Source organism: Brevundimonas vesicularis (genome assembly GCF_900445985.1).
Classification (GTDB): domain Bacteria; phylum Pseudomonadota; class Alphaproteobacteria; order Caulobacterales; family Caulobacteraceae; genus Brevundimonas; species Brevundimonas vesicularis_D.
Genome location: NZ_UAQP01000005.1, coordinates 714,489 through 738,231, shown reverse-complemented (window position 1 = coordinate 738,231; position 23,743 = coordinate 714,489). Strand labels below are relative to the sequence as shown.

General features: G+C 65.5%; 20 protein-coding genes, 1 tRNA gene and 2 pseudogenes. 8 read left to right on the top strand and 15 right to left on the bottom strand.

Features of this window, described 5'->3' with window-relative positions:
- Positions 1 to 89 precede the first annotated feature (89 nt).
- Positions 90 to 4,205 carry a DNA-directed RNA polymerase subunit beta gene (gene rpoB, locus DT343_RS03740; RefSeq protein WP_112861789.1) on the bottom strand — a complete coding sequence of 1,372 codons (4,116 nt, stop codon included), beginning with the start codon at positions 4,203 to 4,205 and terminating at the stop codon, positions 90 to 92.
- 340 nt (positions 4,206 to 4,545) lie between these two features.
- On the opposite strand from rpoB, the gene DT343_RS03735 reads away from it, so the two are divergent.
- Positions 4,546 to 5,097, top strand: a complete 552-nt coding sequence (locus DT343_RS03735) for an FKBP-type peptidyl-prolyl cis-trans isomerase (protein WP_112861788.1) — start codon at positions 4,546 to 4,548, stop codon at positions 5,095 to 5,097.
- 3 nt (positions 5,098 to 5,100) lie between these two features.
- Here the strand turns inward: DT343_RS03735 and DT343_RS03730 are convergent, their stop codons facing one another.
- The 3 genes from DT343_RS03730 to DT343_RS03720 form a co-directional block, all read right to left on the bottom strand.
- The gene (locus tag DT343_RS03730; RefSeq protein ID WP_112861787.1) at positions 5,101 to 5,529 is read right to left on the bottom strand and encodes a molecular chaperone DnaJ; all 429 of its coding nucleotides are present in this window, start codon (positions 5,527 to 5,529) and stop codon (positions 5,101 to 5,103) included.
- Positions 5,530 to 5,536: 7 nt separating this feature from the next.
- Entirely contained in the window at positions 5,537 to 6,373 is an 837-nt protein-coding gene (locus DT343_RS03725; protein ID WP_112861786.1) for a division plane positioning ATPase MipZ, read from the bottom strand.
- 129 nt (positions 6,374 to 6,502) lie between these two features.
- Positions 6,503 to 7,159 carry an SPOR domain-containing protein gene (locus DT343_RS03720; protein ID WP_112861785.1) on the bottom strand — a complete coding sequence of 219 codons (657 nt, stop codon included), beginning with the start codon at positions 7,157 to 7,159 and terminating at the stop codon, positions 6,503 to 6,505.
- Between the two features lie 75 nt (positions 7,160 to 7,234).
- Here DT343_RS03720 and panC point away from each other — a divergent pair, with 75 nt between their 5' ends.
- Entirely contained in the window at positions 7,235 to 8,107 is an 873-nt protein-coding gene (gene panC / locus DT343_RS03715; RefSeq protein WP_112861784.1) for a pantoate--beta-alanine ligase, read from the top strand.
- 44 nt (positions 8,108 to 8,151) lie between these two features.
- Here panC and DT343_RS03710 read toward each other — a convergent pair whose 3' ends face one another.
- The 4 genes from DT343_RS03710 to DT343_RS17425 form a co-directional block, all read right to left on the bottom strand.
- A complete protein-coding gene (locus tag DT343_RS03710) occupies positions 8,152 to 8,874 on the bottom strand; it encodes a chorismate mutase (RefSeq protein ID WP_231868790.1) in 723 nt (240 codons plus the stop codon).
- Positions 8,875 to 9,192: 318 nt separating this feature from the next.
- Complete coding sequence (locus tag DT343_RS03705) at positions 9,193 to 9,768, bottom strand: prephenate dehydratase domain-containing protein (RefSeq protein ID WP_112861783.1); 576 nt, start codon at positions 9,766 to 9,768, stop codon at positions 9,193 to 9,195.
- 90 nt (positions 9,769 to 9,858) lie between these two features.
- Positions 9,859 to 11,229 (bottom strand): class II 3-deoxy-7-phosphoheptulonate synthase, encoded by a 1,371-nt coding sequence (locus tag DT343_RS03700; RefSeq protein WP_055808632.1) that lies wholly within the window; start codon positions 11,227 to 11,229, stop codon positions 9,859 to 9,861.
- Positions 11,230 to 11,295: 66 nt separating this feature from the next.
- Positions 11,296 to 11,436 carry a hypothetical protein gene (locus tag DT343_RS17425; protein WP_165116349.1) on the bottom strand — a complete coding sequence of 47 codons (141 nt, stop codon included), beginning with the start codon at positions 11,434 to 11,436 and terminating at the stop codon, positions 11,296 to 11,298.
- Positions 11,437 to 11,679: 243 nt separating this feature from the next.
- Here DT343_RS17425 and DT343_RS03695 point away from each other — a divergent pair, with 243 nt between their 5' ends.
- Complete coding sequence (locus DT343_RS03695) at positions 11,680 to 12,675, top strand: ROK family protein (protein WP_112862564.1); 996 nt, start codon at positions 11,680 to 11,682, stop codon at positions 12,673 to 12,675.
- Here DT343_RS03695 and DT343_RS03690 read toward each other — a convergent pair.
- The 3 genes from DT343_RS03690 to DT343_RS03680 all read right to left on the bottom strand — a co-directional run bounded on the left by DT343_RS03690 (position 12,632) and on the right by DT343_RS03680 (position 14,866).
- A tRNA-Val gene (locus DT343_RS03690) sits at positions 12,632 to 12,706 on the bottom strand. The genes DT343_RS03695 and DT343_RS03690 overlap by 44 nt on opposite strands.
- Positions 12,707 to 12,762: 56 nt before the next feature.
- On the bottom strand, positions 12,763 to 14,052 hold the full coding sequence (locus DT343_RS03685) for a dicarboxylate/amino acid:cation symporter (protein ID WP_112861782.1): 1,290 nt from the start codon (positions 14,050 to 14,052) through the stop codon (positions 12,763 to 12,765).
- Between the two features lie 100 nt (positions 14,053 to 14,152).
- Positions 14,153 to 14,866 (bottom strand): HAD-IA family hydrolase, encoded by a 714-nt coding sequence (locus DT343_RS03680; RefSeq protein WP_112862563.1) that lies wholly within the window; start codon positions 14,864 to 14,866, stop codon positions 14,153 to 14,155.
- 64 nt (positions 14,867 to 14,930) lie between these two features.
- Between DT343_RS03680 and glmU the strand changes: the two genes are divergently transcribed.
- Both glmU and rpiA read left to right on the top strand, forming a co-directional pair.
- Positions 14,931 to 16,283, top strand: a complete 1,353-nt coding sequence (gene glmU / locus DT343_RS03675; RefSeq protein WP_112861781.1) for a bifunctional UDP-N-acetylglucosamine diphosphorylase/glucosamine-1-phosphate N-acetyltransferase GlmU — start codon at positions 14,931 to 14,933, stop codon at positions 16,281 to 16,283.
- A complete protein-coding gene (gene rpiA / locus DT343_RS03670) occupies positions 16,280 to 16,963 on the top strand; it encodes a ribose-5-phosphate isomerase RpiA (RefSeq protein WP_112861780.1) in 684 nt (227 codons plus the stop codon). Before glmU ends, rpiA begins: the two co-directional genes overlap by 4 nt.
- On the opposite strand, the gene DT343_RS03665 is transcribed toward rpiA, so the two are convergent.
- From DT343_RS03665 to DT343_RS03655, 3 genes are all read right to left on the bottom strand, one after another.
- Positions 16,960 to 17,529: a sugar transferase gene (locus DT343_RS03665; protein WP_112861779.1), complete on the bottom strand. Its 570-nt coding sequence runs from the start codon at positions 17,527 to 17,529 to the stop codon at positions 16,960 to 16,962. The genes rpiA and DT343_RS03665 overlap by 4 nt on opposite strands.
- A 172-nt stretch (positions 17,530 to 17,701) precedes the next feature.
- Positions 17,702 to 18,199 (bottom strand): hypothetical protein, encoded by a 498-nt coding sequence (locus DT343_RS03660; protein WP_112861778.1) that lies wholly within the window; start codon positions 18,197 to 18,199, stop codon positions 17,702 to 17,704.
- Positions 18,196 to 19,152 carry a M28 family peptidase gene (locus DT343_RS03655; RefSeq protein WP_112861777.1) on the bottom strand — a complete coding sequence of 319 codons (957 nt, stop codon included), beginning with the start codon at positions 19,150 to 19,152 and terminating at the stop codon, positions 18,196 to 18,198. The genes DT343_RS03660 and DT343_RS03655 overlap by 4 nt, the downstream gene beginning before the upstream one ends.
- Positions 19,153 to 19,272: 120 nt before the next feature.
- On the opposite strand from DT343_RS03655, the gene ligA reads away from it, so the two are divergent.
- From ligA to DT343_RS17980, 3 genes and pseudogenes are all read left to right on the top strand, one after another.
- Positions 19,273 to 21,660: an NAD-dependent DNA ligase LigA gene (gene ligA, locus DT343_RS03650; protein ID WP_220116453.1), complete on the top strand. Its 2,388-nt coding sequence runs from the start codon at positions 19,273 to 19,275 to the stop codon at positions 21,658 to 21,660.
- Between the two features lie 10 nt (positions 21,661 to 21,670).
- Positions 21,671 to 22,126: pseudogene (locus DT343_RS17985) on the top strand (3'-5' exonuclease); the annotation flags it as partial.
- Between the two features lie 192 nt (positions 22,127 to 22,318).
- A pseudogene (locus DT343_RS17980) lies at positions 22,319 to 22,555 on the top strand (BRCT domain-containing protein); the annotation flags it as partial.
- 70 nt (positions 22,556 to 22,625) lie between these two features.
- Here the strand turns inward: DT343_RS17980 and adhP are convergent.
- A complete protein-coding gene (gene adhP, locus DT343_RS03640) occupies positions 22,626 to 23,654 on the bottom strand; it encodes an alcohol dehydrogenase AdhP (RefSeq protein WP_112861774.1) in 1,029 nt (342 codons plus the stop codon).
- Positions 23,655 to 23,743: the final 89 nt, after the last annotated feature.

The window sequence follows — 23,743 nt, the reverse complement described above, 5'->3', positions numbered from 1 at the left end:
CGGGGCTGACCCGCGAAAATTATTCAGAACGGAGAAAAGCGGAGGGATCGCCCTCCCCCGCCGTGGCGAGAGAGGGCTCGTGATCCGGATCAGCTGTTCCCCAGCTCCACGTTCAGACCCAGCGAACGCATTTCCTTGATGAGCACGTTGAAGCTCTCGGGAATGCCGGCCTCGAAGCTGTCGTCGCCACGGACGATGGCCTCGTAGACCTTGGTCCGGCCGGCCACGTCGTCGGACTTCACCGTCAGCATCTCCTGCAGGGTGTAGGCGGCGCCGTAAGCTTCCAGAGCCCAGACCTCCATTTCCCCGAAGCGCTGACCGCCGAACTGCGCCTTGCCGCCCAACGGCTGCTGGGTGACCAGCGAGTACGGGCCGATGGAGCGGGCGTGGATCTTGTCGTCGACCAGGTGGTGCAGCTTCAGCATGTAGATGTAGCCGACCGTGACCGGACGCTTGAACTGCTCGCCGGTTTGACCGTCGTACAGGATCGACTGGGCCGACTTGTTCAGCCCCGCTTCTTCCAGCAGACGCTCGATGTCGCCGATGTGCGCGCCGTCGAAGACCGGGGTCGCGAAGGGCACGCCCTTGGACAGGTTCTTCGCCAGTTCGATCAGTTCTTCCTCATCCTGCGGCAGAGGGGTCTCCTCGCCGTAGATATGCGTCAGACGATCGATCAGCGCCTGCTTCTGACCACCCGCCTGCCAGGCTTCCAGCAGACCGGAGATCTGCTTGCCCAGACCGGCGGCGGCCCAACCCAGGTGGGTTTCGAAGATCTGGCCGATGTTCATGCGCGAAGGCACGCCCAGCGGGTTCAGAACGACGTCGACGTGCGTGCCGTCTTCCAGGTGCGGCATGTCCTCGATCGGCAGGATCTTGGAGATGACGCCCTTGTTGCCGTGACGGCCGGCCATCTTGTCGCCGGGCTGAAGCTTGCGCTTCACGGCCACGAAGACCTTGACCATCTTCATCACGCCGGGGGGCAGTTCGTCGCCGCGCTGCAGCTTCTCGACCTTGTCTTCGAAACGACGGTCCAGTTGCTTGCGAGCGTCCTCGAACTGGCGCTTCATCGCTTCCAGCTCGCCCATGGCCTTTTCGTCGTCCAGGGCGATCTGCCACCACAGACCACGGCTGACCTCGGCCAGCTTCTCTTCGGTCAGTTCGCCACGGCCGATGCCCTTGGGCCCCGACACGGCGTTCTTGCCCACGATCAGCGGCTTCAGGCGGCCATAGACGTTGCGCTCGAGAATCTTGAGCTCGTCGTCGCGGTCCTTGCCCAGACGTTCGATCTCGGCGCGTTCGATCGCCATGGCGCGCTCGTCCTTGTCGACGCCGTGACGGTTGAAGACGCGAACGTCGACGATCGTGCCGGCGACGCCGGGCGGCAGGCGCAGGGAGGTGTCGCGCACGTCCGAAGCCTTCTCGCCGAAGATGGCGCGCAGCAGCTTCTCTTCCGGCGTCATGGGCGACTCACCCTTCGGCGTGACCTTGCCGACCAGGATGTCGCCCGGCTGGACCTCGGCGCCGATGGCCACGATGCCCGCTTCGTCGAGGTTGCGCAGGGCTTCCTCGCCGACGTTGGGGATGTCGCGCGTGATTTCCTCAGGGCCAAGCTTCGTATCGCGGGCGGCGACTTCGAACTCTTCCAGGTGGATCGAGGTGAAGACGTCGTCGCGCACGATGCGCTCGGAGATCAGGATGGAGTCTTCGAAGTTGTAGCCGTTCCAGGGCATGAAGGCGACCAGGGCGTTGCGGCCCAGAGCCAGTTCGCCCAGGTCCGTCGACGGACCGTCGGCGATGACGTCGCCGCCCTTCACCTGATCGCCAACGCGCACGATCGGACGCTGGTTGATGCAGGTCGACTGGTTCGAACGCTGGAACTTCGACAGGCGGTAGATGTCGACGCCCGAGCGGGCGGCGTCCACGTCGCCGGTGGCGCGAACGACGATCCGGGTGCCGTCGATCTGTTCGACGACGCCGTCACGACGGGCGACCACGACGGCGCCGGAGTCCACGGCCACGACCGCTTCCATGCCGGTGCCGACCAGCGGCGCGTCCGACTGCACCAGAGGCACGGCCTGACGTTGCATGTTGGCGCCCATCAGCGCGCGGTTGGCGTCGTCGTTTTCCAGGAACGGGATCAGGGCGGCGGCGACCGAAACGACCTGTTTCGGCGACACGTCCATCATGTCCACGGCGTCCTTGTTCAGGAGCTGGGATTCACCGTTGATCCGGCCGGGGACCAGGTCCTCGACGATCTGACCGTTCTTCAGTTCGATGTTGGCCTGAGCGATCGTGTATTTCGACTCTTCCATGGCCGAGATGTAGACCACCTCGCCCTGGGCCTGGCCGTCCTTCACGCGGCGGTACGGGCTCTCGATGAAGCCGTACTTGTTGACGCGCGCGTGGGTGGCCAGCGAGTTGATCAGGCCGATGTTCGGGCCTTCCGGCGTTTCGATCGGGCAGATGCGGCCGTAGTGGGTCGGGTGCACGTCGCGGACTTCGAAGCCCGCGCGCTCACGCGTCAGACCGCCCGGGCCAAGCGCCGACAGACGACGCTTGTGGGTGATTTCCGACAGCGGGTTCGTCTGGTCCATGAACTGCGACAGCTGCGACGAACCGAAGAACTCGCGAACCGCGGCGGCGGCCGGCTTGGCGTTGATCAGGTCGTGCGGCATGACCGTGTCGATATCGACCGAGGACATGCGCTCCTTGATGGCGCGCTCCATGCGCAGCAGACCGACGCGGTACTGGTTTTCCAGCAGCTCGCCGACCGAACGGACCCGGCGGTTGCCCAGGTTGTCGATGTCGTCGATCTCGCCGCGGCCGTCCTTCAGGCCGACCAAGATCTGCAGCACCTTCAGCACGTCTTCCTTGCGCAGGACGCGGATCTCGTCGGAGACCTCGGGGCTTTCCAGACGCATGTTCATCTTGACCCGGCCGACGGCCGACAGGTCGTAGCGTTCGCTGTCGAAGAACAGCGAGTTGAACATGGCCTCGGCGGCTTCCGGGGTGGGCGGCTCGCCCGGACGCATCACGCGATAGACGTCGAACAGGGCGTCCTCGCGGTTGTCGTTCTTGTCCACGCGCAGGGTGTTGCGCATGTAGGCGCCGACCGTGACGTGGTCGATGTCCAGCACTTCGATGGTGGTGAAGCCGTTCTGCTCCAGCACTTCGATGGTCGGGGCGTCCAGTTCGTCGCCGGCCTCGGCGAAGATTTCGCCGGTCTCGAAGTTGACGGCGTCATTGGCCAGATACTTGGTGACCAGGGCGTCGGCGGCCAGCGACAGCGAGGTCGTCGTCTCGCCCAGCTTCTTGGCGGCGCGGGCGCTGATCTTCTGACCGGCCTGGGCGACCACTTCGCCGGTGTCGGCGTCGATCAGGTCGAACTCCGGCTTAACCCCGCGCCAGCGCTCGGCCTTGTAGGGCGTGACCCAGCCTTCGCCGCGCTTCTCGTAAGGCACGGTCTCGTAGAAGGTCTTCAGGATTTCTTCGCCGTCCATGCCCAGACCCATCAGGAAGGTCGTGGCGGGCAGCTTGCGGCGGCGGTCGATGCGGACATAGACCACGTCCTTGGCGTCGAACTCGAAGTCGAGCCACGAGCCGCGGTACGGGATCACGCGGGCGGCGAACAGCAGCTTGCCCGACGAGTGCGTCTTGCCCTTGTCGTGGTCGAAGAAGACGCCCGGCGAACGGTGCATCTGCGAGACGATCACGCGCTCGGTGCCGTTGACGATGAAGGTGCCCTTGTCCGTCATGAGCGGGATGTCGCCCATGTAGACGTCCTGCTCCTTGATATCCTTGACCGAACGGGCTCCCGTTTCCTCGTCGGTTTCGAACACGATCAGGCGCAGCTTGACCTTCAGCGGCGCGGCATAGGTCATGTCGCGCTGAATGCACTCCTCGACGTCGTACTTCGGCTCTTCGAACTCGTACGAGACGTATTCCAGGATGGCGCGCTCGTTGAAGTCCTTGATCGGGAACACCGACTTGAAGACCGCCTCGATGCCCTGCTCCTTGCGGACGCCCGGACGGACCTCACGCTGCAGGAACTGTTCGTAGGAAGCGCGCTGAACCTCGATCAGGTTCGGCATCGCGATCGCTTCGGGGATACGCCCGAAGGATTTGCGGATGCGCTTCTTGCCGGTGAACGAGGTGGCGGAAGCGATCTGACCGTTGATGGCGAGATCGTGGGCGACGTCAGTCATTCAGTGTTTCCCATGGCGCACGCCCCGGGGAAGGCGTGCGTGAAATGCAGCAGCCACGGCGCGCGTCTCCGCGTCCGCAGCCAGGGTTTCGGCATCCACCCTCGGCCCGCTGCCGGGCCAGGACGCCTGAAATGTACCGGCTCCCTGGGAAGGAGCCGCGCCTTCGCTCGGTCGGAGGGCGACGGACCGGGCCTCGGCGCTTGCGCGCAGACTCATATGGAGTGTTGCGGAGCGCGCACATATACGCGCATTCGCGACGAAATAAAGGCCCCAGGGAACCTTTTCGACGGAGCCGAGCAATCTCGTTGCGAGCGACGATGGGCTGATCTAGCGTCGCCTTATGACACGGATCGCCCTGCCCCTGCTCGCCGCCCTCGCCCTTTCCGCCTGCGCCACCCATCGCGAGCCGGTGACCTATGCCGAGACGGCTTCGGCCGCCGCGCGCGCCGCCGATCAGGTCAATGGACAGGGCGCCCTGACGCCGCAACAGGCCTGGGACGCCGGCAATACCGCCTACCTCGCCTGGAACGGCGCCCGGCGCGGCTGGATCACCACCGACAGCGGCCTGCAATATCGCCGCGTCGGCAGGGCCCACCCCGAAGGCGCTCAGCCAAAGGCGACCGACACGGTCAAGGTCCACTATCGCGGCACCTTCATTGACGGGCGCGAGTTCGACAGCTCTTACGCCCGCAATGAACCGGCCGAGTTCCCGCTGAACCGCGTCATCAAGGGCTGGACCGAGGGCGTGGCCCTGATGCGCGTCGGGGAAATCTATGAGTTCGTCATTCCCGCCTCGCTGGGCTACGGCTCGCGTTGGGTCGGCGGCGACGAACTGCCGCCCAACTCGACCCTGCGCTTCTCGGTCGAACTGCTGGACGTCAAGCCGGGCTGACGATCAGCGGCGCCCGGATTTTCGCAGCAGTCGATCGCGCGCGGCGTTGACGCGCGTCGCCAGCCCCTCCGTGCCGCCCTGATCGGGATGGGCGCGGGCCATGGCGCGTTTCCAGGCCGCGCGGATTTCAGCCTCAGTCGAGGCTGGCCCAACGCCCAGCACGGCGCGGGCGTCCGCCTCGCTAATGGGTTCGGATCGGATGATCGGTCGGAGTCGGGACGACCAGGCCAGATAGAGTCCTGCCCCGGCCAGCGCCGCCGCCGTCAGCCACGATCCACGAAACGCCGCCAGCGCGCCGCCGCCCAGCAGCACCGCGCCCAGCAAGGTCGCCGTCACACGCCAATGGGCCCGTCCGCGTCGCTCGGTCTGCCGGCCCAGCCGCACCAGCGCCCAGACGGCGATCGCCGCCAGGGCCAGCCAGATCAACCCCATCAGGCGATCAGGCCGCCACGTCCAAAGGGCTGAGAACCTGCTCCAGGCCCATCGCCATCATCAGATTGCGCATCTCTTGGCGCGCGGCGACATGGGCCAGGGACACTGCGACCGGCCGGATGTCATTCGACAGGTCCGCCACCGTCAGGCCGAACGGGAACAGCTCGCGATAGATGACCCGGTCACGCAGGCCGGGACCGACGCGGAAGCCGACGCGCTTGGCCAGCTTGGTCATCCGTTCTTCCAGACGTTTGCGGTTGCGCGCCTCCGCGACGGCGAGGCGATTGGTGACCACCAACCAGTCGATCGTCGCGTGACGGCCCTGGGCGATGGCGCGCTGCTTGCGCGCCTCCCAGACGCTCTCGGAATAGATCGAGGGCTTCAGCAGTTCCAGGGTGACCGGATCGACATCGCCCAGCAGGTCGAAATCGACGAAGCTGTCGTTCATCGGCGTCACGATCTGGTCGGCGCGGGCGTGGGCGGCGTTCGAAACGGCCGTGTCGCCGCCGGGCGTGTCGATCAGGATGCAATCGACGCCCCGCGCCGCCGCCTCATCGAAAGCGCGCTCGAAGGTGGCGATTTGGTCGGCGACATCAGCCTTGGCCAGGGCCTTGCCGTCGCCCATGTCGGGAATGAACGGCTGAGGCAGATCGTGTCCGTTCGCCGCCAGCCAGGCCAGGCGGTTGTGGAAGAAGCGCTGCATAGAGCGCTGGCGCAGGTCCAAATCGATGATCGCCACCGAGCGCCCGGCGTGCAGCAAGCCGGTCACGATGTGGATTGCCAGGGTGGACTTGCCCGCCCCGCCTTTTTCGTTGCCGAGTACGATCACATGCGGCTGCGTCATTCGAGGGAATCCTCTGTGCCGACCGCGCGACTCAGACTGCGCGGTCCTAGGTCCGGCGAGACTCGGCCTCAATGGGCCAAACGTCAACGGAACCTTAACGCAGACCTGTGGACGGCGAACCGGGGTCGGTCAGCTGTTGCGCGCGCACCAGGCGTCGGCGACAGCGGCGGAACGGCATACCGCAGCAGCGGTTTCGTTCGAGACCGGCCCGACCTTCAGCCGCGTCAGCCGACGGCCGCCCACCTCGACCTCCTGATAGATCGGCGACAATCCGGACAGGTCTGACGTGGCCTTGACCCGATCCCAAGCCTGACGCGCGCCGGCCGGACTGGAATAGGCGCCCAGTTGGATCGTTCGCCCGGTTTCCGTCGTCGGAAGGCGGGCGGGACGCAAGACGGGGGCCTGAACCCGCGAGACCGCCTCATCCGCCACGGCTTTGACAACCGCGGGCGAAGCAGCCCGTACAACCGCGTCGCGCAGCCCGGTATCCTCACCGACCGGGCGAAGGCCCGCCTGAACGTCTCGGGCGTCCCACATCGCGTGGGGATCCATGACCGCCACCTTGACCGGCGTGAAGCGCACAGGCCGCAGTCCGGCCTTTTCAGCCACGGCATGCCGCGTTTCGCGATGACCGGCCGAGAGCGGAATGTCGATCGCCGCGACGTTCTCGGCCATCGTGCTGAATCGATGGGGATCGCTGTCCACCGCGCCACAGCCGGCTACGGCGAGGCTGCTGGCGAAGGCCAGGGCGATCAGAACTGGACGGGTCGCTTCTGCGGGCGTCATAAGCACGACCCTAGAGCCCAGACTTTGAGGTCTGGTGCATCAACAGGCTTAAGCGGAAAGGTTAATCGCTTCATCATGATAGACGCCGCCCCCCCGTTTACTCCTTTGGCCGTCGTCCGCACCGTCGCCGACCTGCGGGCGATCGTCCGGGACTGGAAACGTCAAGGCCTGAGCGTCGGCATGGTTCCGACCATGGGCGCCCTGCATGAAGGCCACCTGACCCTGGTGCGCGAGGCCGCACGCCGCGCCGACCGCGTCGTCGCCTCCAACTTCGTCAATCCGACCCAGTTCGCGGCGCATGAGGATCTGGGCAAATATCCCCGCCAGCAGGAGGAAGACGCCCGCTTGCTGTCCGGCGCCGGCTGCCATCTGATGTTCGCGCCCTCAGCCGACGAGATGTATCCGGAAGGCTTTGCGACAACCGTCGCCGTCGCCGGCCCGGCGCTGGGTCTTGAGGGCGATTTTCGGCCGCAGATGTTCGGCGGGGTCGCCCTGGTCGTCACCAAGCTGTTCAACCAGGTCCAGCCCGATGTCGCGGTCTTCGGCGAGAAGGACTACCAACAGCTGATGGTCGTTCGTCGGTTCGTGCGCGACCTGGACCTGCCGGTCGAGATCGTCGGCGCGCCGACGGAGCGGGACGGCTGGGGCCTGGCCCTGTCGTCACGCAACGCCTACCTATCAGGGACTGAGCTTGAGACCGCGCGCCGGCTGAACGGCATTCTGGCCGAGGCCGGCGTCCACGCCTCAAGCGGCCGCCCCCTGCCCGGCGTCGAGCGTGAAGCCTATGCCGCCCTTCTAAAAGCCGGGTTTGATCGGGTCGATTACGTCGCCATCCGTCACGCAGAGGACCTGACGCCCTTCCGCAACGACATCGTCGACGCCCCCGCCCGCATCCTGGCCGCCGCCTGGCTGGGCAAGACGCGCCTGATCGACAATATGGCGGTCTGAAACGACCATGGCCGCATCCGTTCGCCGGATGCGGCCGTGTCAGATCAGCCGATCGCGCCGACGCAGCCCTCGGCGTCGCCTGGCGCCAGATCGGCGTCAGTCAGGGCGATGGTCCAGCCGTGATGGGTGTTCAGGCCCCAGCGCCGGGCGCCGCCGCCGTCGCCGGCGTCCCCACCCGCCGTGACCACCACGCGTCGGCCCTTGGGCAGAGCCGGCGGATCAATCTTGCCGACCGCCAGAGACGTCGGCGTCTCGCCGCCGTAACCGTCGAACACGCTCAGCATCGACCATTCACGACGCAAGCCCATCCACCAGGCGTCCTCGGTATTGATCGCCAGCACGGCGATGCCGTGGCCCTCGGCGGCGAAGGCCAGCGCCTTCTGCGGATCGCGGACCATCTTGATGTCGGCGGCGGCGCCGAAGCGCAGGCGCGCGCCGTCATAGGCGCGTGTCGGTTCGATCGGGGCCCAGACCTGAACCTGAAGCCGGCCCTGGCGCGCCAGGCCCCAGCCGACGATCTCGCGCCACAGATGTTCGACCGCCTCGGCGTTCTCGGGCTTGGCCTGCTTCAGCATACGCGAGAGGACCGTCTGCTCGCGGTCCGGACGCAGCTTGGTGTGCGGTCCCGTGGGCGCGTCCTTGGCGCGCCCGACGGTGGCGGCGATGGCGAGGCGTTGTTCGAACAGCGCCAGGATCTGGTCGTCGATGCCGTCGATTTCGGCGCGCAGGGCGGCCAGCGCCTGCTGTTCGGGGGTCAGGTCGGCCATGTCAGGCCAGACTTGCTGAAGATTGGAATGGGGCATGGGAAAGGGCTTTCGGCATTCTGAATTTCGATATGTGCAGGGGCGAACAGCCGCTCTGGTCCAGAGCGGTCGCCGGTGAGACGGTCAGGGACGGAGTGCGCCCGACGCCTCAGCCGGCGTATCGAAAGCCGTAAAAGCCGTAGCCGAAATAGAGGCCGGAAACCGCGCGCGAACGGTCGAAAGAAACAGAAAGAGCGCGCAGGCGGGACATGGTCCGGTTCCGGTCTATGCGGATCGTATTGCGATCCGTGGGTGTCTTAAGGACGCAAAGACCGTGCGCCGTCAACCCTCAGGGAAGCTCAACAGGACAAAACGCGTCTGATTATCGCCGGAATCCTGCAAGTCGTTGCGTAGGATCGACAGGCCGTACACCTCGGCGGCGCCCACCGGGGCGATGGCCGCCCGTGTTGGATCGCCCGCTTCGGCGACGTCGCGTGCCGCGCCTGCGGTATCGAAATGCTCGATAACCTCGACATTCAAACTGGCCAGCGTGTCCTTGCACTGGGCCAGGGCGATAGGGTGGCTCTCGACTGTCCGGATGTCGGACAGACGCGCGCCGTCAATCGCCATCAGCGCATGACGGATCGGCCGCCAGACCTGAGCGACGGGCTCCACGCCAAGCCCGCCTACCAGTGTCGCCGCCGGCTCGACCACGCCTATGGTCGAGTTCTCGACCGGGATCAGGGCGCAACCGCAGTCGCCGGCGCGCAGCGCATCCAGGGCCTGGGCGAAGGTTTCAAACGCCACCGCCTCGTCCCACGGACGCAGGGCCAGACAGGCCTCATGGCTGAACGATCCGGGCGCGCCCTGATAGGCGACCCGGCCGGGCTTTTCCTCAGTTGGAGCCGTTATTTGCATCGATCACTCCCTCGGTCTCGGATCGATCTGGCGCTGCCTCGGTGGCTTCACCATGACCGGAACGGCCCGCATTTGGGGCGCTGACGACGGCTAGGCCGCCGCCGACTGCGCCACCCGACCGGCCTTCAGCCGCTCCGCCACCAGGAAGGCCAACTCCAGCGCTTGGTCGGCGTTCAGGCGCGGGTCGCAGTGGGTGTGATAACGGTTGGACAGGTCATCCTCGGTCACCGCCTGGGCGCCGCCGATGCACTCGGTGACGTTCTGGCCGGTCATTTCCAGGTGGACGCCGCCGGGGTGGACCCCTTCCGCCTCGGCCACGTCGATGAAGGTTCTCACCTCGCCCATAATCCGGTCGAACGGCCGGGTCTTGTAGCCATTGCCGGCCTTCAAGGTGTTGCCGTGCATCGGGTCGATGGACCAGATCACCTTGCGGCCCGAGGCCTTCACTTCGCGCATCAGCTTGGGCAGGCGCTCGCCGACCTTGTCGTGACCGAAGCGTCCGATCAGCGTCAGACGACCCGAGACATTGTCCGGGTTCAGGGCGTCGATCAGCGGCAGCAGATCGTCTGCCGTCATGGTCGGTCCGCACTTCACGCCGATGGGGTTCTTGATCCCCTTCATGAACTCGACGTGGGCGCCGTCCAGCTGACGCGTGCGCTCGCCGATCCACAGCATGTGGGCCGAGGTGTCGAACCATTCGCCGGAACCGCCGTCCAGACGCGTCAGGGCGCTTTCGACGTTCAGCAGCAGGGCCTCGTGGCTGGTGAAGACCTCAACCCGGCTCAGATCGGGGTGGGTCTCGGGCGTGACGCCGACCGCCTCCATGAAGGCCAGCGCCTCGGTGATCTTATCGGCCAGCTCGCGGTATTGAGCGCCGGCGGCATTGTCTCCGGCGAAGCCCAGGGTCCAGCGATGGATGTTGTACAGGTCGGCATAGCCGCCGCCGGCGAAGGCCCGCAGCAGGTTCAGGGTCGAGGCCGACTGGTTATAGGCGCGGATCAGACGCTGCGGATCGGGCGCGCGCTCCTCTGGCGTGAAGCCCATGCCGTTGATGATGTCGCCGCGATAGCTGGGCAGTTCGACGCCGTCGATCTCTTCGAGTGGCGACGAGCGAGGCTTGGCGAACTGGCCCGCGATCCGCCCCACCTTCACCACCGGCTTGCGTCCGGCGAAGGTCAGGACGACCGCCATCTGAAGGATCAGGCGGAAGGTGTCGCGGATATTGTCGGTCGAGAACTCCTTGAAGCTCTCAGCGCAGTCGCCGCCCTGCAGCAGGAAGGCGTCGCCCCGCTCAACCTGCGCCAGCTTCGACGTCAGGCGCCGCGCTTCGCCGGCGAAGACCAGCGGCGGTAAGGCGCGCAACTCGTCTTCCACCCGAGCGAGGGCGGCGGGATCCGGATAGTCCGCCGGCATATGCAGGGCGGTCTTTGTTCTCCAGCTTTCGGGGGTCCAGCGTGTCATCGCGCAAGAATAGGACTTCGCGCCTATTCAAACAACGAAAAGCCCGGAGGATTTTGCGGCGAAATGTCAGTCTTCCGAAGAAGGCGACTTTTCCGCCGCAGCTTCAGCCTTGCGTTCGGCCTTCGCCGCCGCCTTCTCGGCCGCCTTCAGCGCTGCGGCGCGCTCGCGTTCCTGACGCTCAAAGCTATAGTTGGGTTTGCGAGCCATCGGCGTCCTCGTCTCAAATCTTGATCTTGCGGTGAAGGTGACGATGCATTGGGCCGGGCGCAATCGCCAAATCCAGCACCATGCAAAAGCGGCTCACAGCAGTCTCTCCTTGCGCGTCAGAATCTTGGCGGCGGCGTCGAAGGCGATGAACAGGCGGGCTAGAAGGGTCATGGGCTTTGAACGCTTGGCCCCATTCGATGTTCAGTCCCGCGAACCTTCGTCGCACCCGAAAGACAGGCGCCCATGTCGACCCAACCCATGCTCCTCGGCGGTGTCGAAGCCGGCGGCACCAAGTTCATCTGCGGCGTCGCCGACGCCGACGGCGTGATTGTCGACCAGATTCGTATACCCACGATGTCGCCCGACCAGATGCTCGATGCGGTCGCGGCCTTCTTTGTCGACGCTCAGTCGAGGCACGGCCGGCTTTCTGCGCTGGCGATCGTCAGTTTCGGCCCATTGTCCTTGAAACCGGACGCGCCGGATTTCGGCGCCATCACCAGCACGCCCAAGCCCGGGTGGAGCGACGTCAACCTGTTGGCTCGTCTGCGTCGCCGCCTCGATATTCCAATGACGCTGGACACCGACGTGAACGGCGCGGCCGTGGGCGAACGCCTGTTCGGCAGCGGGCAAGGACTGGAGAGCTTCTGCTACGTCACGGTCGGCACGGGCGTGGGGGTCGGGGTGATGATCGACGGCGCGCCGCATGGCGGGGCGAACCATCCCGAAGCCGGTCATATCCGACTGCCCCGCGCCAAGGGCGACGAGAGGTTCTCGGGCACCTGTCCCTTCCACGGCGACTGCCTGGAAGGCCTGGCGAGCGGGCCGGCGCTGCAAGCGCGCTGGGGCGCGGCGGCCGAGACTTTTTCTCACGATCATCCGGCCTGGCCGACGGCGGCGGAATATATCGCCGGCCTGTGCACCAACCTGACCTACACGCTGCGGCCGGAGCGAATCATCATCGGCGGCGGCGTGATGCAGCCGCACATGTACGATCTGGTCAGACAGGCGCTGGTGAGACAGCTCGGCGGCTATGACGCGAGCCTGCGGGATCTGGATATGAAGACCTACATCGCGGAGCCGACCGCGGGGGTGTCCGCCGGCCTGATCGGCGCATTGGCCCTCGCCTACCGTTCTGTCACGGGCGAGTGGCCCAAGAACTGGGCGACGCAAGGCCAGGGTCAAATCGGAGTGGAGATGGTGGACGCGACAGGGATTGAACCTGTGACCCCCTCGGTGTGAACGAGGTGCTCTCCCGCTGAGCTACGCGTCCTTGCCTTGCGGAGGCGGCGACATAGCCCGGTCGCCGGCCCCGCGCAAGCGCCTGTTTCAGATTCCGGCGGCGCGGACGCCTTCGGGCGTATCGGCTTCCGGGTCGCCCGGCAGCCAGGCGACGTGACCGTTGTAGATGTCCTCGTTCAGCATGCCCTCTTCCTTGGCGACCAGCACCGGCACCAGCATCTGGCCGGTCACATTGGTCGCGGTGCGCATCATGTCGATGATCCGGTCGATGGCGACGATATAGCCGATGCCTTCCAGCGGCAGGCCGGCGGTCGACAGGGTCAGGGTCAGCATGACGATGCTGGTGCCCGGCACGCCGGCCGTCCCCAGCGACCCGAGCACCGCCGTCAGACCGATCAGGACGTACTGGGTCAGCGTCAGATCAATCTTGAAATACTGGGCGATGAAGATCGAGGCGATGGCCGGATAGATGGCCCCGCACCCGTCCATCTTAACATTGGCCCCCAGGGGCACGGCGAAGGCGGCATAGGCCTGGGGCACGCCCAGCCGCTCAACCGTCTGGCGCAGGGTGATCGGCAACGTCCCCAGCGAGGATGAGGTCGCAAATGCGGTCTGCTGGGCCGCGAAGGCGCCGCGGAAGAAGCTGGTCACTTTCAGGCCATGCACCTTCAGCAGGCCCGAATAGACGATCAGGATGTGGAACAGGCAGGCGGCGTAGATGGCCAGGATGAACTTCACCAGAGGCAGCAGCGCCTCCCAGCCGTAGCCGCCGACGACCGATCCGATCAGACCGAACACGCCGATGGGCGTCAACTGGATCACCCAGCGGGTGATGCGGAAGATGATGGCCGCACCCTCATCCACCAGACGCCGAACGCCCTGCGCCCGGTCGCCCAGCGCCACCAGGGCCATGCCGACCAGGGCCGAGAAGAAGATGATCTGAAGCACCTTGCCTTCGGCCAGGGCCGCGAACGGATTGGTCGGCACGACGCCGATCAAGACTTCCAGCGGCGTCGGGATTACGCGCTCTTTCACCTCGCCCAGCGGCAGGTTGGACAGGCCGACGCCCGGATTGATGATGTGACCGAAGGCGAAACCGACCAGCACAGCAAGCAGCGACGTGATGGCGAACCAGAGGATGGTCCGCACCCCCAACCGCACGGCCCCCGCCCCTTCCCCCAGCTTGGCGATGGAACTGGCGATGGTGAACAGCACCAGCGGCGCCACCACCATGCGGATCAGGTTCAGATAGACGTCGCCGATCGGCTGAAGCCAGGTCTCGGCCCGCTCGCGCAAGATCAGCCCGGCGATGATGCCGAGGATGAAGCCGGCGGCGGTCCGCTGCCACAGCGGGATCTTGAAAAAGCGAGCGAGCATGACGGCACTTTCAACAGGGGTGCGCCAATCTGTCCATCGCCATGCCGATCCGCAACCGCAGCAGCGATCATTCAGCCGACAGATTTCCTGTCGGCTGGCTTCAGAATTTCAGCGCCCGTCTCACGTAGAAGTCGGAAAGGATGCCGTCGATCGCCTCTTCCACGTCCTCGAAAGCATCGATCAGCACGTCCCCGCCCAGGTCTTCGACGGGCGTCGGGGTAAAGCCGAAGGTCGTTAGAATGCAGGGCATGCCGGCGTCTCTGGCGGCATCCGCGTCCGGAGCGGCGTCTCCCACCATGATGGCCCGTTCGGGATCGCCGCCCGCGATGGCGACGGCCTCCTTCAGATGGGCGCCTGAGGGCTTGCGCGCGCTGACCCGATCCGGCCCGACGATGGCGGCGAAATGTCGGGTCAGGTCCAGCTTGCCCAACAACAGCTCCGACAGGTCCGAACGCTTGTTGGTGGCCACGACCAGGATTGCGCCCCGCTCGCTGAGGCGCTCCAGCGTCTCGACCACGCCCTCGAAGGGCTGCGAACCGTCGGCGATGTGGGCGGCGTAATCGACCAGGAACCGCTCGAACAGTTCGTCGGACTTGGCCCGCTCGACCGGCGCGCCGGCGGCTTCGAAGCCGTGCACCAGCAGCGCCCGCGCGCCCGATCCGATCAGCGTCGAGGCGGACTCCATCGGCACGGGCGGCAACCCCTCCTCGACCAGCATCCGGTTCAGCGTGCCGATCAGGTCCGGGGCGGAATCGACCAGCGTCCCATCCAGGTCGAAGGCGATGGTCCAGCCTTCCAGGTCGCGATCGCTCATCCACATCTCCCGCTGGCCCGCATGATGGGCTAGATCGCAGGACGACTAGACTGCGAGACGATTCATGACCAGCCAGACGCGCGCCCGCGCCGCCATCATTCTCGCCGCCGGCCAGGGCACGCGGATGAAATCGCCGCTGCCCAAGGTGCTGCACCCCGTCGCCCATCGCGCCATGCTGGACCACGCCATCGATGCGGCGGAAGGGCTGGGTTGCGAACGCATCGTCGTCGTGGTCGGCAATCACTCGCCGGAGGTCCGGGCCCATGTCGTCAAACGGCTGGGCGAGGCCGCCATTGCGGTCCAGGACCCGCCGCTCGGCACCGGCCACGCGGTGCGCGCCGCCGAACAGGCGCTGGCTGGCTTCGACGGCGAGGTGGTCGTCACCTATGGCGACGTGCCACTGCTGAAGGCCGCCGACATCGAGCCCGTTTTCAATGCCGACGGCGTCACCGTCATCGGCTTCGAGGCTCGCGATCCGGGCGCCTATGGCCGTCTGATCGTCGAAGGCGAGACCTTGACCGCCATCACCGAGGCCAAGGAGGCGTCGGTCGAAACCCTCGCCATCACCGCCTGCAACTCGGGCGTCATGGCCGCGCCGGCGGCCTTGCTCTTCTCGCTGCTGGCCGAGGTGAAGAATGAGAACGCCAAGGGCGAATACTATCTAACGGATGTCGTCGCTCTGGCGCGCCAGGGCGGCCACCCGACCCGCGCCGTCTTCGCCGCTGAGGACGCGGTGATGGGCGTCAACTCCCAGGCCGAGCTGGCTCAGGCCGAAGCCTTGTTCCAGAGCGTGCAACGCGACACCTTCCTGGCGGCCGGCGTGACGATGACGGCGCCCGACACCATTCATTTCTCTTGGGACACCCAGATCGGCGGCGGGACCGTCGTCGAACCCTTCGTGGTCTTCGGTCCCGGCGCGGTGATCGATGCCGGCGCGCGCATTCGCAGCTTCAGCCATATCGAGGGCGCGCGGGTCGCGGCCGGCGCCGAAGTCGGTCCTTACGCGCGCCTGCGTCCCGGCGCGGACCTAGCGACCGGGGTCAAGATCGGCAACTTCGTCGAGGTCAAGAACGTGAGGATGGCGGAAGGCGCGAAGGCCAATCACCTGGCCTATCTGGGCGACGGGTCGGTCGGCGCCGGCGCCAATGTCGGCGCAGGGACGATCTTCTGCAACTACGATGGCTTCAACAAGGCGCAGACCCAGGTCGGCGCCGGCGCCTTCGTCGGATCTAACTCCAGCCTGGTGGCCCCGGTGGTCATCGGCGACGGCGCCCTGATCGCCTCCGGCTCGGTCATCACCGAGGACGTGCCCGCCGACGCCATGGCCTTCGGCCGCGCCCGCCAGACCGTCAAACCCGAAGCGGCCGCGGCCTTCCGTGTCGAAGCCAAGGCCAAGAAGGCTGCGAAATCCAAATGAGCGACCTCCAGAAGAAGAACGCCGGCGAGGCCGCCGCCGCCCACGTCGAGGCGGGCATGATCGTCGGGTTGGGCACCGGCTCGACGGCCGCCTGGTTCGTCAAGGCGCTGGCGGCGCGCAACCTGTCCGGCCTGCGATGCGTGCCGACATCGGAGAAGACCGCAGACCTGGCGCGCGAACTTGGGCTGACGTTGTCGACGCTGGAGGACACGCCGCGCATCGACCTGACCGTGGACGGCGCCGACGAAATCGGGCCGGGTCTGGCGCTGATCAAGGGCGGCGGCGCGGCCCTGCTGCGCGAGAAGTTGGTGTGGGAGGCCTCGGCCCGCTGCATCGTCATCGCCGACGCCGCCAAGGTGGTGCCTGTGCTGGGAACCTTCCCCCTGCCGATCGAGGTCGTCGCCTTCGGTCACAAGACAACGGCCAACCGCATCGCTGATGTCCTGATCGATCACGACATCAACCAGCCGGCGCGCGTGCGTCAGGCCGATCGCGGCCTGGTTCGCACCGACGGCGGCAATCTGATCTATGACGCTGGTTGCAAGGCGATCCACGATCCGGTCCGTCTGGCGGACGATCTGAAACTGATCACCGGCGTTGTGGAGCACGGCCTGTTCCTGGACCTCGCCGACCTCGCCATCATCGGCACGGACGACGGCGTTGAGCAGCGTCTTCCCTAGGACACGCCCCGGCGGCTCAGCACCGCCGGAACCGTGCGCGCCAGGATGGCCAGATAGACGCCGACGGTGCGGTTTCTGACGAACCAGACGTCCATCGCCACACGGCGCGGATAGGGCACGGCGTTGCGCCCCGAGACCTGCCACAGCCCCGTCAGGCCTGGGCGAACCGCGCAGTAGTCGGCCAGTCGACGCCCGTATCGCGCAGCCTCGTCGATCACGATCGGTCGAGGGCCGACCAGCGCCATCTCGCCCCTCAACACATTGATTAGCTGCGGCAGTTCATCAAGGCTGGACCGTCGCAACAGCCGGCCCAGCGGCGTCACGCGCGAGTCGCGTGTCAGCTTTCGCATCGCCTGCCATTCCGGATCAGAGGCTGACGGCAAGGCTTGCTCCGCGCCCAACGTCATCGAACGGAACTTCAGACAGTCGAATAGTCGGCCGTCGCGCCCGATCCGCTGCTGGCGAAAGATCGCGGCCCCTCCGTCCTGCGCCGTGACGCAGAGGGCGATCAAAACGAAGAGCGGCCAGGTCAGAAGCAGCCATGTCAGCGCGAATGCGATATCCATGGCGCGGGTCGGGTCGAGACGAACACGGCGTCGATGCGCACCGACACCGCATGTCGACGTTACATCGCACCCGGCCAACTCCGATATCGACATCCAGCGCCCCCAAGCGTCACCATGACCTGGGATTGCGTCATTGGCAATCTTGTCGCGCCGTCAACGCAGCTTGTTTAGATCAGTCGCCGCCCCACCAGCTCAGCGTAAACGACGTGCGACGGCCGTTCACCGAAACCGTCCCGGTGACAACAGGCGTCTGATCGCCGAGATTGCGCCGCGCCGTCGCCAATGCGCCCTGATCAATCCGCGCCGACAACTCCACCGGGCCCATGCCGGGCGCGGAGCCGCGCATTTGAATCCGATCATCGGTGACGACATAGGCGTCCGGCAAGACCGTGACCTCGCCTTGCGGCCCGGTCAGCGACAGGATCAGAGGCGGCGAAGCGCGGGATCCGCCTTCCCAGGCGGCGAAGGCCTCAACCTGTCCGATGAACAGCGATGCCACGGGCTGAATGGATGCGTCACCTGTCGGGCGATAGTCGCCCGAAATATCGCCGCTCAGACGATGCTGGAACGTCGCTTCCGGCGTCGACGTCGGTGTCGCAGCGTCGCGCCGCTCGCAAGCGGCCAGGCTCAGCAGGGCCATGACCGCGACGACAACCCATGAGGACCTCATCGATCGAGCGCCCGGTCCAGCGCGCGGAACCCGGCGATGGCGATCTCGGTCGCGCTGGTGAAGACCGACGGCGTGATCCGATCGAAGGTATCGCTCGGTCGATGATAGTCGGGATGATAATCGACGCCCATGTACAGGAAGGGCACCCCCGCCTCGTGGAAGGCGCCATGATCGGAGGCGTCGACCCAGTTGTTCTCGCCCGTGTCCTGAGGGGTGTCCTTGCCGAAGGCGAAGGACACGGCGCCGTTCGGCACCACGGCCTCCAGCACGGGGCGCAGATTGGGATGCTGATAGGTCCCGGTGACCCACAGATGGCCATCCGTTTCCGCCCTCGCCGTCATGTCGAAGTTCAGGTTCAGGCTCAGTGACGACAGGGGCACCGGAGGCGCCTTGACGAACTCGCGAGCGCCCAGCAGCCCCCGCTCCTCGCCGTCCAGCGCAACGATCAGCACGCTGTGTTCCGGCGGTTGAGCCTTCAGTCGCGCCGCCAGTTCCAGCATCGTCGCCACGCCCGAGGCGTTGTCGTCGGCCCCGTGGAAGATCTGGCCGTCATTGACGCCGACATGGTCGTAGTGGGCCGTCACCACGATATAGCGGTCGGCGACGCGCGTTCCGGGGATCAGGCCGACGATGTTGACGCCGCTGAAGGTCTTCACGCCCTCGCGCGTGCGGCCCGGCGTCTCAAACCGCTGCAAACGCCCGAACGGCGGCGCCTGAACGCCCATGGCCTCCAGCCGCGAGACGATGTAGGCGCGCGCCCGTTCGCCGCCTTCAGAGCCCGTGTCGCGGCCCTGCATGTCGTCGGCCGACAGGATGCGAACGTCCTCCAGCAGTTGGCTCGGACCGGTCGCGACGGCGCTCGGCGCACGCGGAGCTGTCGCGGGAACGGCGGCGCAACCGCTGACGATCAGGGCGGCGCCGGCGACGAAAAGGCAGAGGGTCGAACGAGTCATACAGGCTCCGATAATGACGCGCGAACCTAGCGAAGAGCGGACGGCGCGTCAGCCTACGGTTCTGTCATCATCGGCTTTGCGCGATGCACGGGCGACGCGTCAGATGATATGACGGCGGCCATGGCCAATGCGATTCCTCTTGAAGTCCCCGTCGAAGACCTCACCGCCGAGACGGCTGCCGAGGCCCTGGCCTGGCTGGCCGCCGAAATGGCCCGTCACGACGCGCTGTACAACGAGGCGACGCCCGAGATTTCCGACGCGGAATACGACGCCCTGCGTGCGCGCAACTTGGCGATCGAAACCGCCTTCCCCGATTTGGTCCGTTCTGACTCGCCGTCGAACAAAGTCGGCGCCGCCGCCTCAACCCAGTTCGCCGAGGTGCGCCACGGCGTGCCCATGCTGTCGCTGGACAACGCCTTCGACGAGGGCGAGGTGCGCGATTTCGTGGCTCGGATCACGCGCTTCCTGAAACTGCCCGCCGACGAACCCATCGCCTTTGTCGCCGAGCCCAAGATCGACGGCCTCTCCGCCAATCTTCTCTATGTCGACGGCAAGCTGACGATCGGCGCCACGCGCGGCGACGGCCGCGCGGGCGAGGACGTCACCGCCAATCTGAACACCATCGCGGATGTACAGCAGACCCTGGCCGGCGACGACTGGCCCGACCGGATCGAGATCCGGGGCGAGGTCTATGCGCCCAACGACGCCTTCGCCGCCTTCAACGCCGCCGCCGAAGCGGAAGGCCGCCGGACCTACGCCAACCCCCGCAACTTCGCCGCCGGCTCCCTGCGCCAGAAGGACGCGCGGATCACCGCCAAACGCCCGCTGAACTTCTTCGCCTACGCCTGGGGCGAACACTCCAGCGACTTCGCCGAGACACAGTGGCAAGCCCTGCAAAAGCTCAAGGCCTGGGGGTTCCCCGTGAACGCCCGCTCGCGCCGGGTCGAGGGCGCCGAGGGCCTGATCGCCGTCTATCGTGAGCTGGAACGCGACCGCGCCACCCTGGGCTATGACATCGACGGCGTGGTCTACAAGGTCGACCGCATCGACTGGCAACGCCGGCTGGGTTTCGTCGCCCGCAGCCCCCGCTGGGCCATCGCCCACAAATTCCCGGCCCAGCAGGCCACCACAGTGCTGGAGGGCATCGACATCCAGGTCGGCCGCACCGGCTCCCTGACCCCCGTCGCCCGGCTGCATCCCGTCACCGTCGGCGGTGTGGTGGTGCGCAACGCCACCCTGCACAATGAAGACGAGATCGAACGTCTGGATGTCCGCATCGGCGACACCGTCCGCCTGCAACGCGCCGGCGACGTCATCCCCCAGATCCTGGGCGTGGTCCCGGAGCTACGTCCCGCCGACGCCGTCCCCTATGTTTTCCCTGAGACATGCCCAAAATGTGGGTCCGCTGCCATCCGTGAGACTGGCGAGGCCGTTAGACGGTGCACGGGCGGCCTCGTCTGTCCTGCCCAAGTCATGGAACGGCTCAAACATTTTGTCTCGCGGAAGGCCCTGGATATCGAAGGCTTTGGTGAAAGCTATGTCGAGTTGTTCTATGATCAGGGCCTCGTCCACAACCCCGCCGACATATTCAGGCTCAAGGATCATCCCGACTCAGTTCGCGCCGCTATTCTCGAACGTCGAAAGACGCTTGCGCTGAAGCGGCAAGAAAAATCAGGGCCGGCCGCAAAATCCATAGACGACGCCGAACGTGCTTTTGGTTCGGTAGAAGCGCTTTTTGACAACATCGCTGCGCGTCAAACCAATGTCCCGCTCAGCAGACTGATATTCGCCCTTGGCATTCGCCACGTAGGCGAAGAGACAGCGCGGCTACTTGCCAACCATTTCGGCACGCTTGATGCGCTTCAAGCCAGCGCAATAGCAGCAGGCCGCCACAACGCTATCCGAGGGAAAATGCTCGATGTAGATGGGTTGGGCGATACACTTTTGGATCGACTTTTGGACAAGTGGTCATCGGTTCGACATAGCTTGACTGAGGCGAATACCCTCAATCTCGATGTCGCGAACATACTTGGACTTCCCAAGCCGGTGACATCTCGCCTGATGCTGGAGTTGGGAACGGAACTAGTCCTCATGCTGGACAAGCTGGAAGAGCGAACTCCTCGCGACGCCTTCAACTACATCAGAGCGATCAACGGTCTCGGCCAAGTAGGAATTGAGTCCCTTGCGGGGTTTTTCTCGGAGCCCAAAAACCAAGCTCTGATCCAAGACATAGAAAATCTCATCCAGATCGCGTCCCCTGAGCTCGTCAAGGAAAGCGTCCTTTCTGGGAAAACCGTCGTCTTTACCGGGACACTCGAATCCACGACGCGGGATGAAGCAAAGGCGCAGGCTTTGCGACTAGGAATGAAAGTCTCGGGTTCAATATCAACCAAGACCGACTTCCTCGTCGTTGGAGCGTCAGCTGGGTCCAAACTTAAAAAAGCGGAATCTCTCGGTGTTGAAGTGTTGACCGAACAAGCTTGGCAGGCGTTGATCACGCAACCATAGGGATACATCCATGCGTGCAGTCGCCATCGACTTCGAAACCGCCAATGAAACACGGGCTAGCCCGTGCTCTATAGGATTAGCTTGGATCAATGACGGGCGTATCGACGAGATCGAACACCACTACATCCGCCCGCCCGGTATGCGATTTTCTAGCTGGAATATTGCCTTTCACGGCATTGGTCCGGATCATGTGAAAGATGCCGACGAGTTTCCTGGCGTGCTCGAAAAGCTTATGCCCCGACTGCAAGGGCGAACCGTCTTGGCGCACAACGCGGCATTCGACATGAGCGTCATCCGCAGCACGTGTGATGTGTACGGTCTTTCTTATCCAGAGTTCGACTATCTCTGTACGGTCAAGATTGCTCAGGAGAGTTGGCCGACGCTCGGTTCGGCCAAACTAAACGATGTCTGCAATCACCCTGGGATCAACTTCCAGCACCACGACGCTGCGCAGGATGCTTTCGCTTGCGCGTCGGTCGCGCTGGCAGCGATCCAAGCGACCGGTGCACAATGCCTCGTCAGCTTGGCCCATTTGACATCAATCACTGCTGGCCGCCTGAATGCCGACCACTACTGGCCGTGTTCGTCGCCCTACCGCCCCCGCCCTAAAGCCGCTGCGCCCTCTCAGCCCTCGGCTTTTATCTCAAGGGCAGAGACCACATCATCCCCCATAGCCGGCTTGACCCTGGTCTTCACCGGCGCCTTGGAACGCTTCACCCGCGACGAGGCCAAGGCCCGCGCCGAAAGCCTGGGCGCCAAGGTCTCGGGTTCGGTGTCGAAAAAGACCGACTACCTCGTCGCCGGTCCGGGCGCCGGCTCCAAGCTGAAGGACGCCGAAAAGCACGGCGTCCAGGTGCTGACCGAGGACGACTGGCTGGCCCTGATCGGAGGATAGGCGCGCCGGCGAGGCCCAGCGCGCCTAAACTGCCCGCACACACGGGTGGCAGCTAAGCCGTGGCCGCGCTTCAGATCGTCATCACGACGCGGCCCTCGATCTGACCATCGCGCATCCGTTGGAAGATGCTGTTCACATTCTCCAGCGGCTCGACCGAGACCGTAGCCTTCACCTTCTCGTCCGCGGCGAACTGAAGCGCCTCCTGAAGGTCCAAGCGGGTGCCGACGATGGAGCCGCGCACTGTGGTTCCGTTCAGCACCATATCAAAGATCGACAGAGGGAAATCGCCGGGCGGCAGGCCGTTCAGCGCAACGGTCGCGCCGCGCGAGGTCATGTTGACCGCCTGTTCGAACGCCTTGGGCGAGACGGCCGTGACCAGCACGCCCTGGGCGCCGCCGTCGGTCTGGGCCTTGATGTCGGCGGCGGCGTCGTTGGACGTCTTGGCGTTGACGGTGACGGTCGCGCCCAGCCGTCGCGCCAGATCCAGCTTGGCGTCGTCCACGTCCACGGCGGCGACATTCAGCCCCATAGCCTTGGCGTACTGGACCGCCACATGGCCCAGGCCGCCGATGCCGGAAATCACGACCCAGTCGCCCGGCTTGGTGTCCGTCATCTTCAGCCCCTTATAGACCGTCACCCCGGCGCACAGGATCGGGGCGATGTCGGTGAAGCTGACATTGGCCGGCAGGTGGCCGACGTAGTTTGGGTCTGCGATGGCGTATTCCGCGAACCCGCCATTGACCGAATATCCGGTGTTCTGCTGATCGTGACACAGGGTCTCCCAGCCGCCCAGGCAGTGTTTGCAATGGCCGCAGGCTGAGTACAGCCACGGCACACCGACCCGGTCGCCTTCCTTGACCAAGGTGACCCCAGCCCCGACCGCCGATACAAAGCCGACGCCTTCGTGGCCCGGAATGAAGGGCGGGTTCGGCTTGACCGGCCAATCGCCCTCGGCCGCGTGCAGATCGGTGTGGCAGACGCCCGACGCCTCGATCTTAACCTGGATCTGACCTGGACCCGGCTCGGGCACCGCAACCTCTTCGATGGTCAGCGGCTGACCGAACGCGCGCACGACAGCGGCCTTCATGGTTCTGGGCATGGAACATCCTCGTCATTTTAGGGGACAGGCGGGCCGGAAGCAGGACACCGGCCCGCCCTCTTGGGACGTATGCTCTCCGAACCGACGGA

Bases quoted from the DNA above. Each gene is read 5' to 3' on its own strand.
- DT343_RS03655 (WP_112861777.1), bottom strand. From the start codon at position 19,152: ATGACTCGTTCGACCCTCTGCCTTTTCGTCGCCGGCGCCGCCCTGATC.
- DT343_RS03685 (WP_112861782.1), bottom strand. From the start codon at position 14,052: ATGCTCGCTCGCTTTTTCAAGATCCCGCTGTGGCAGCGGACCGCCGCC.
- DT343_RS03730 (WP_112861787.1), bottom strand. From the start codon at position 5,529: ATGGGGTTGATCTGGCTGGCCCTGGCGGCGATCGCCGTCTGGGCGCTG.
- DT343_RS03660 (WP_112861778.1), bottom strand. From the start codon at position 18,199: ATGAGGTCCTCATGGGTTGTCGTCGCGGTCATGGCCCTGCTGAGCCTG.
- DT343_RS03725 (WP_112861786.1), bottom strand. From the start codon at position 6,373: ATGACGCAGCCGCATGTGATCGTACTCGGCAACGAAAAAGGCGGGGCG.
- adhP (WP_112861774.1), bottom strand. From the start codon at position 23,654: ATGCCCAGAACCATGAAGGCCGCTGTCGTGCGCGCGTTCGGTCAGCCG.
- DT343_RS17425 (WP_165116349.1), bottom strand. From the start codon at position 11,436: ATGGCTCGCAAACCCAACTATAGCTTTGAGCGTCAGGAACGCGAGCGC.
- rpoB (WP_112861789.1), bottom strand. From the start codon at position 4,205: ATGACTGACGTCGCCCACGATCTCGCCATCAACGGTCAGATCGCTTCC.
- DT343_RS03680 (WP_112862563.1), bottom strand. From the start codon at position 14,866: ATGAGCGATCGCGACCTGGAAGGCTGGACCATCGCCTTCGACCTGGAT.
- DT343_RS03720 (WP_112861785.1), bottom strand. From the start codon at position 7,159: ATGACGCCCGCAGAAGCGACCCGTCCAGTTCTGATCGCCCTGGCCTTC.
- DT343_RS03710 (WP_231868790.1), bottom strand. From the start codon at position 8,874: ATGGCCGACCTGACCCCCGAACAGCAGGCGCTGGCCGCCCTGCGCGCC.
- DT343_RS03665 (WP_112861779.1), bottom strand. From the start codon at position 17,529: ATGGATATCGCATTCGCGCTGACATGGCTGCTTCTGACCTGGCCGCTC.
- DT343_RS03705 (WP_112861783.1), bottom strand. From the start codon at position 9,768: ATGCAAATAACGGCTCCAACTGAGGAAAAGCCCGGCCGGGTCGCCTAT.
- ligA (WP_220116453.1), top strand. From the start codon at position 19,273: ATGGCCAATGCGATTCCTCTTGAAGTCCCCGTCGAAGACCTCACCGCC.
- rpiA (WP_112861780.1), top strand. From the start codon at position 16,280: ATGAGCGACCTCCAGAAGAAGAACGCCGGCGAGGCCGCCGCCGCCCAC.
- panC (WP_112861784.1), top strand. From the start codon at position 7,235: ATGATAGACGCCGCCCCCCCGTTTACTCCTTTGGCCGTCGTCCGCACC.
- glmU (WP_112861781.1), top strand. From the start codon at position 14,931: ATGACCAGCCAGACGCGCGCCCGCGCCGCCATCATTCTCGCCGCCGGC.
- DT343_RS03735 (WP_112861788.1), top strand. From the start codon at position 4,546: ATGACACGGATCGCCCTGCCCCTGCTCGCCGCCCTCGCCCTTTCCGCC.
- DT343_RS03695 (WP_112862564.1), top strand. From the start codon at position 11,680: ATGTCGACCCAACCCATGCTCCTCGGCGGTGTCGAAGCCGGCGGCACC.
- DT343_RS03700 (WP_055808632.1), bottom strand. From the start codon at position 11,229: ATGACACGCTGGACCCCCGAAAGCTGGAGAACAAAGACCGCCCTGCAT.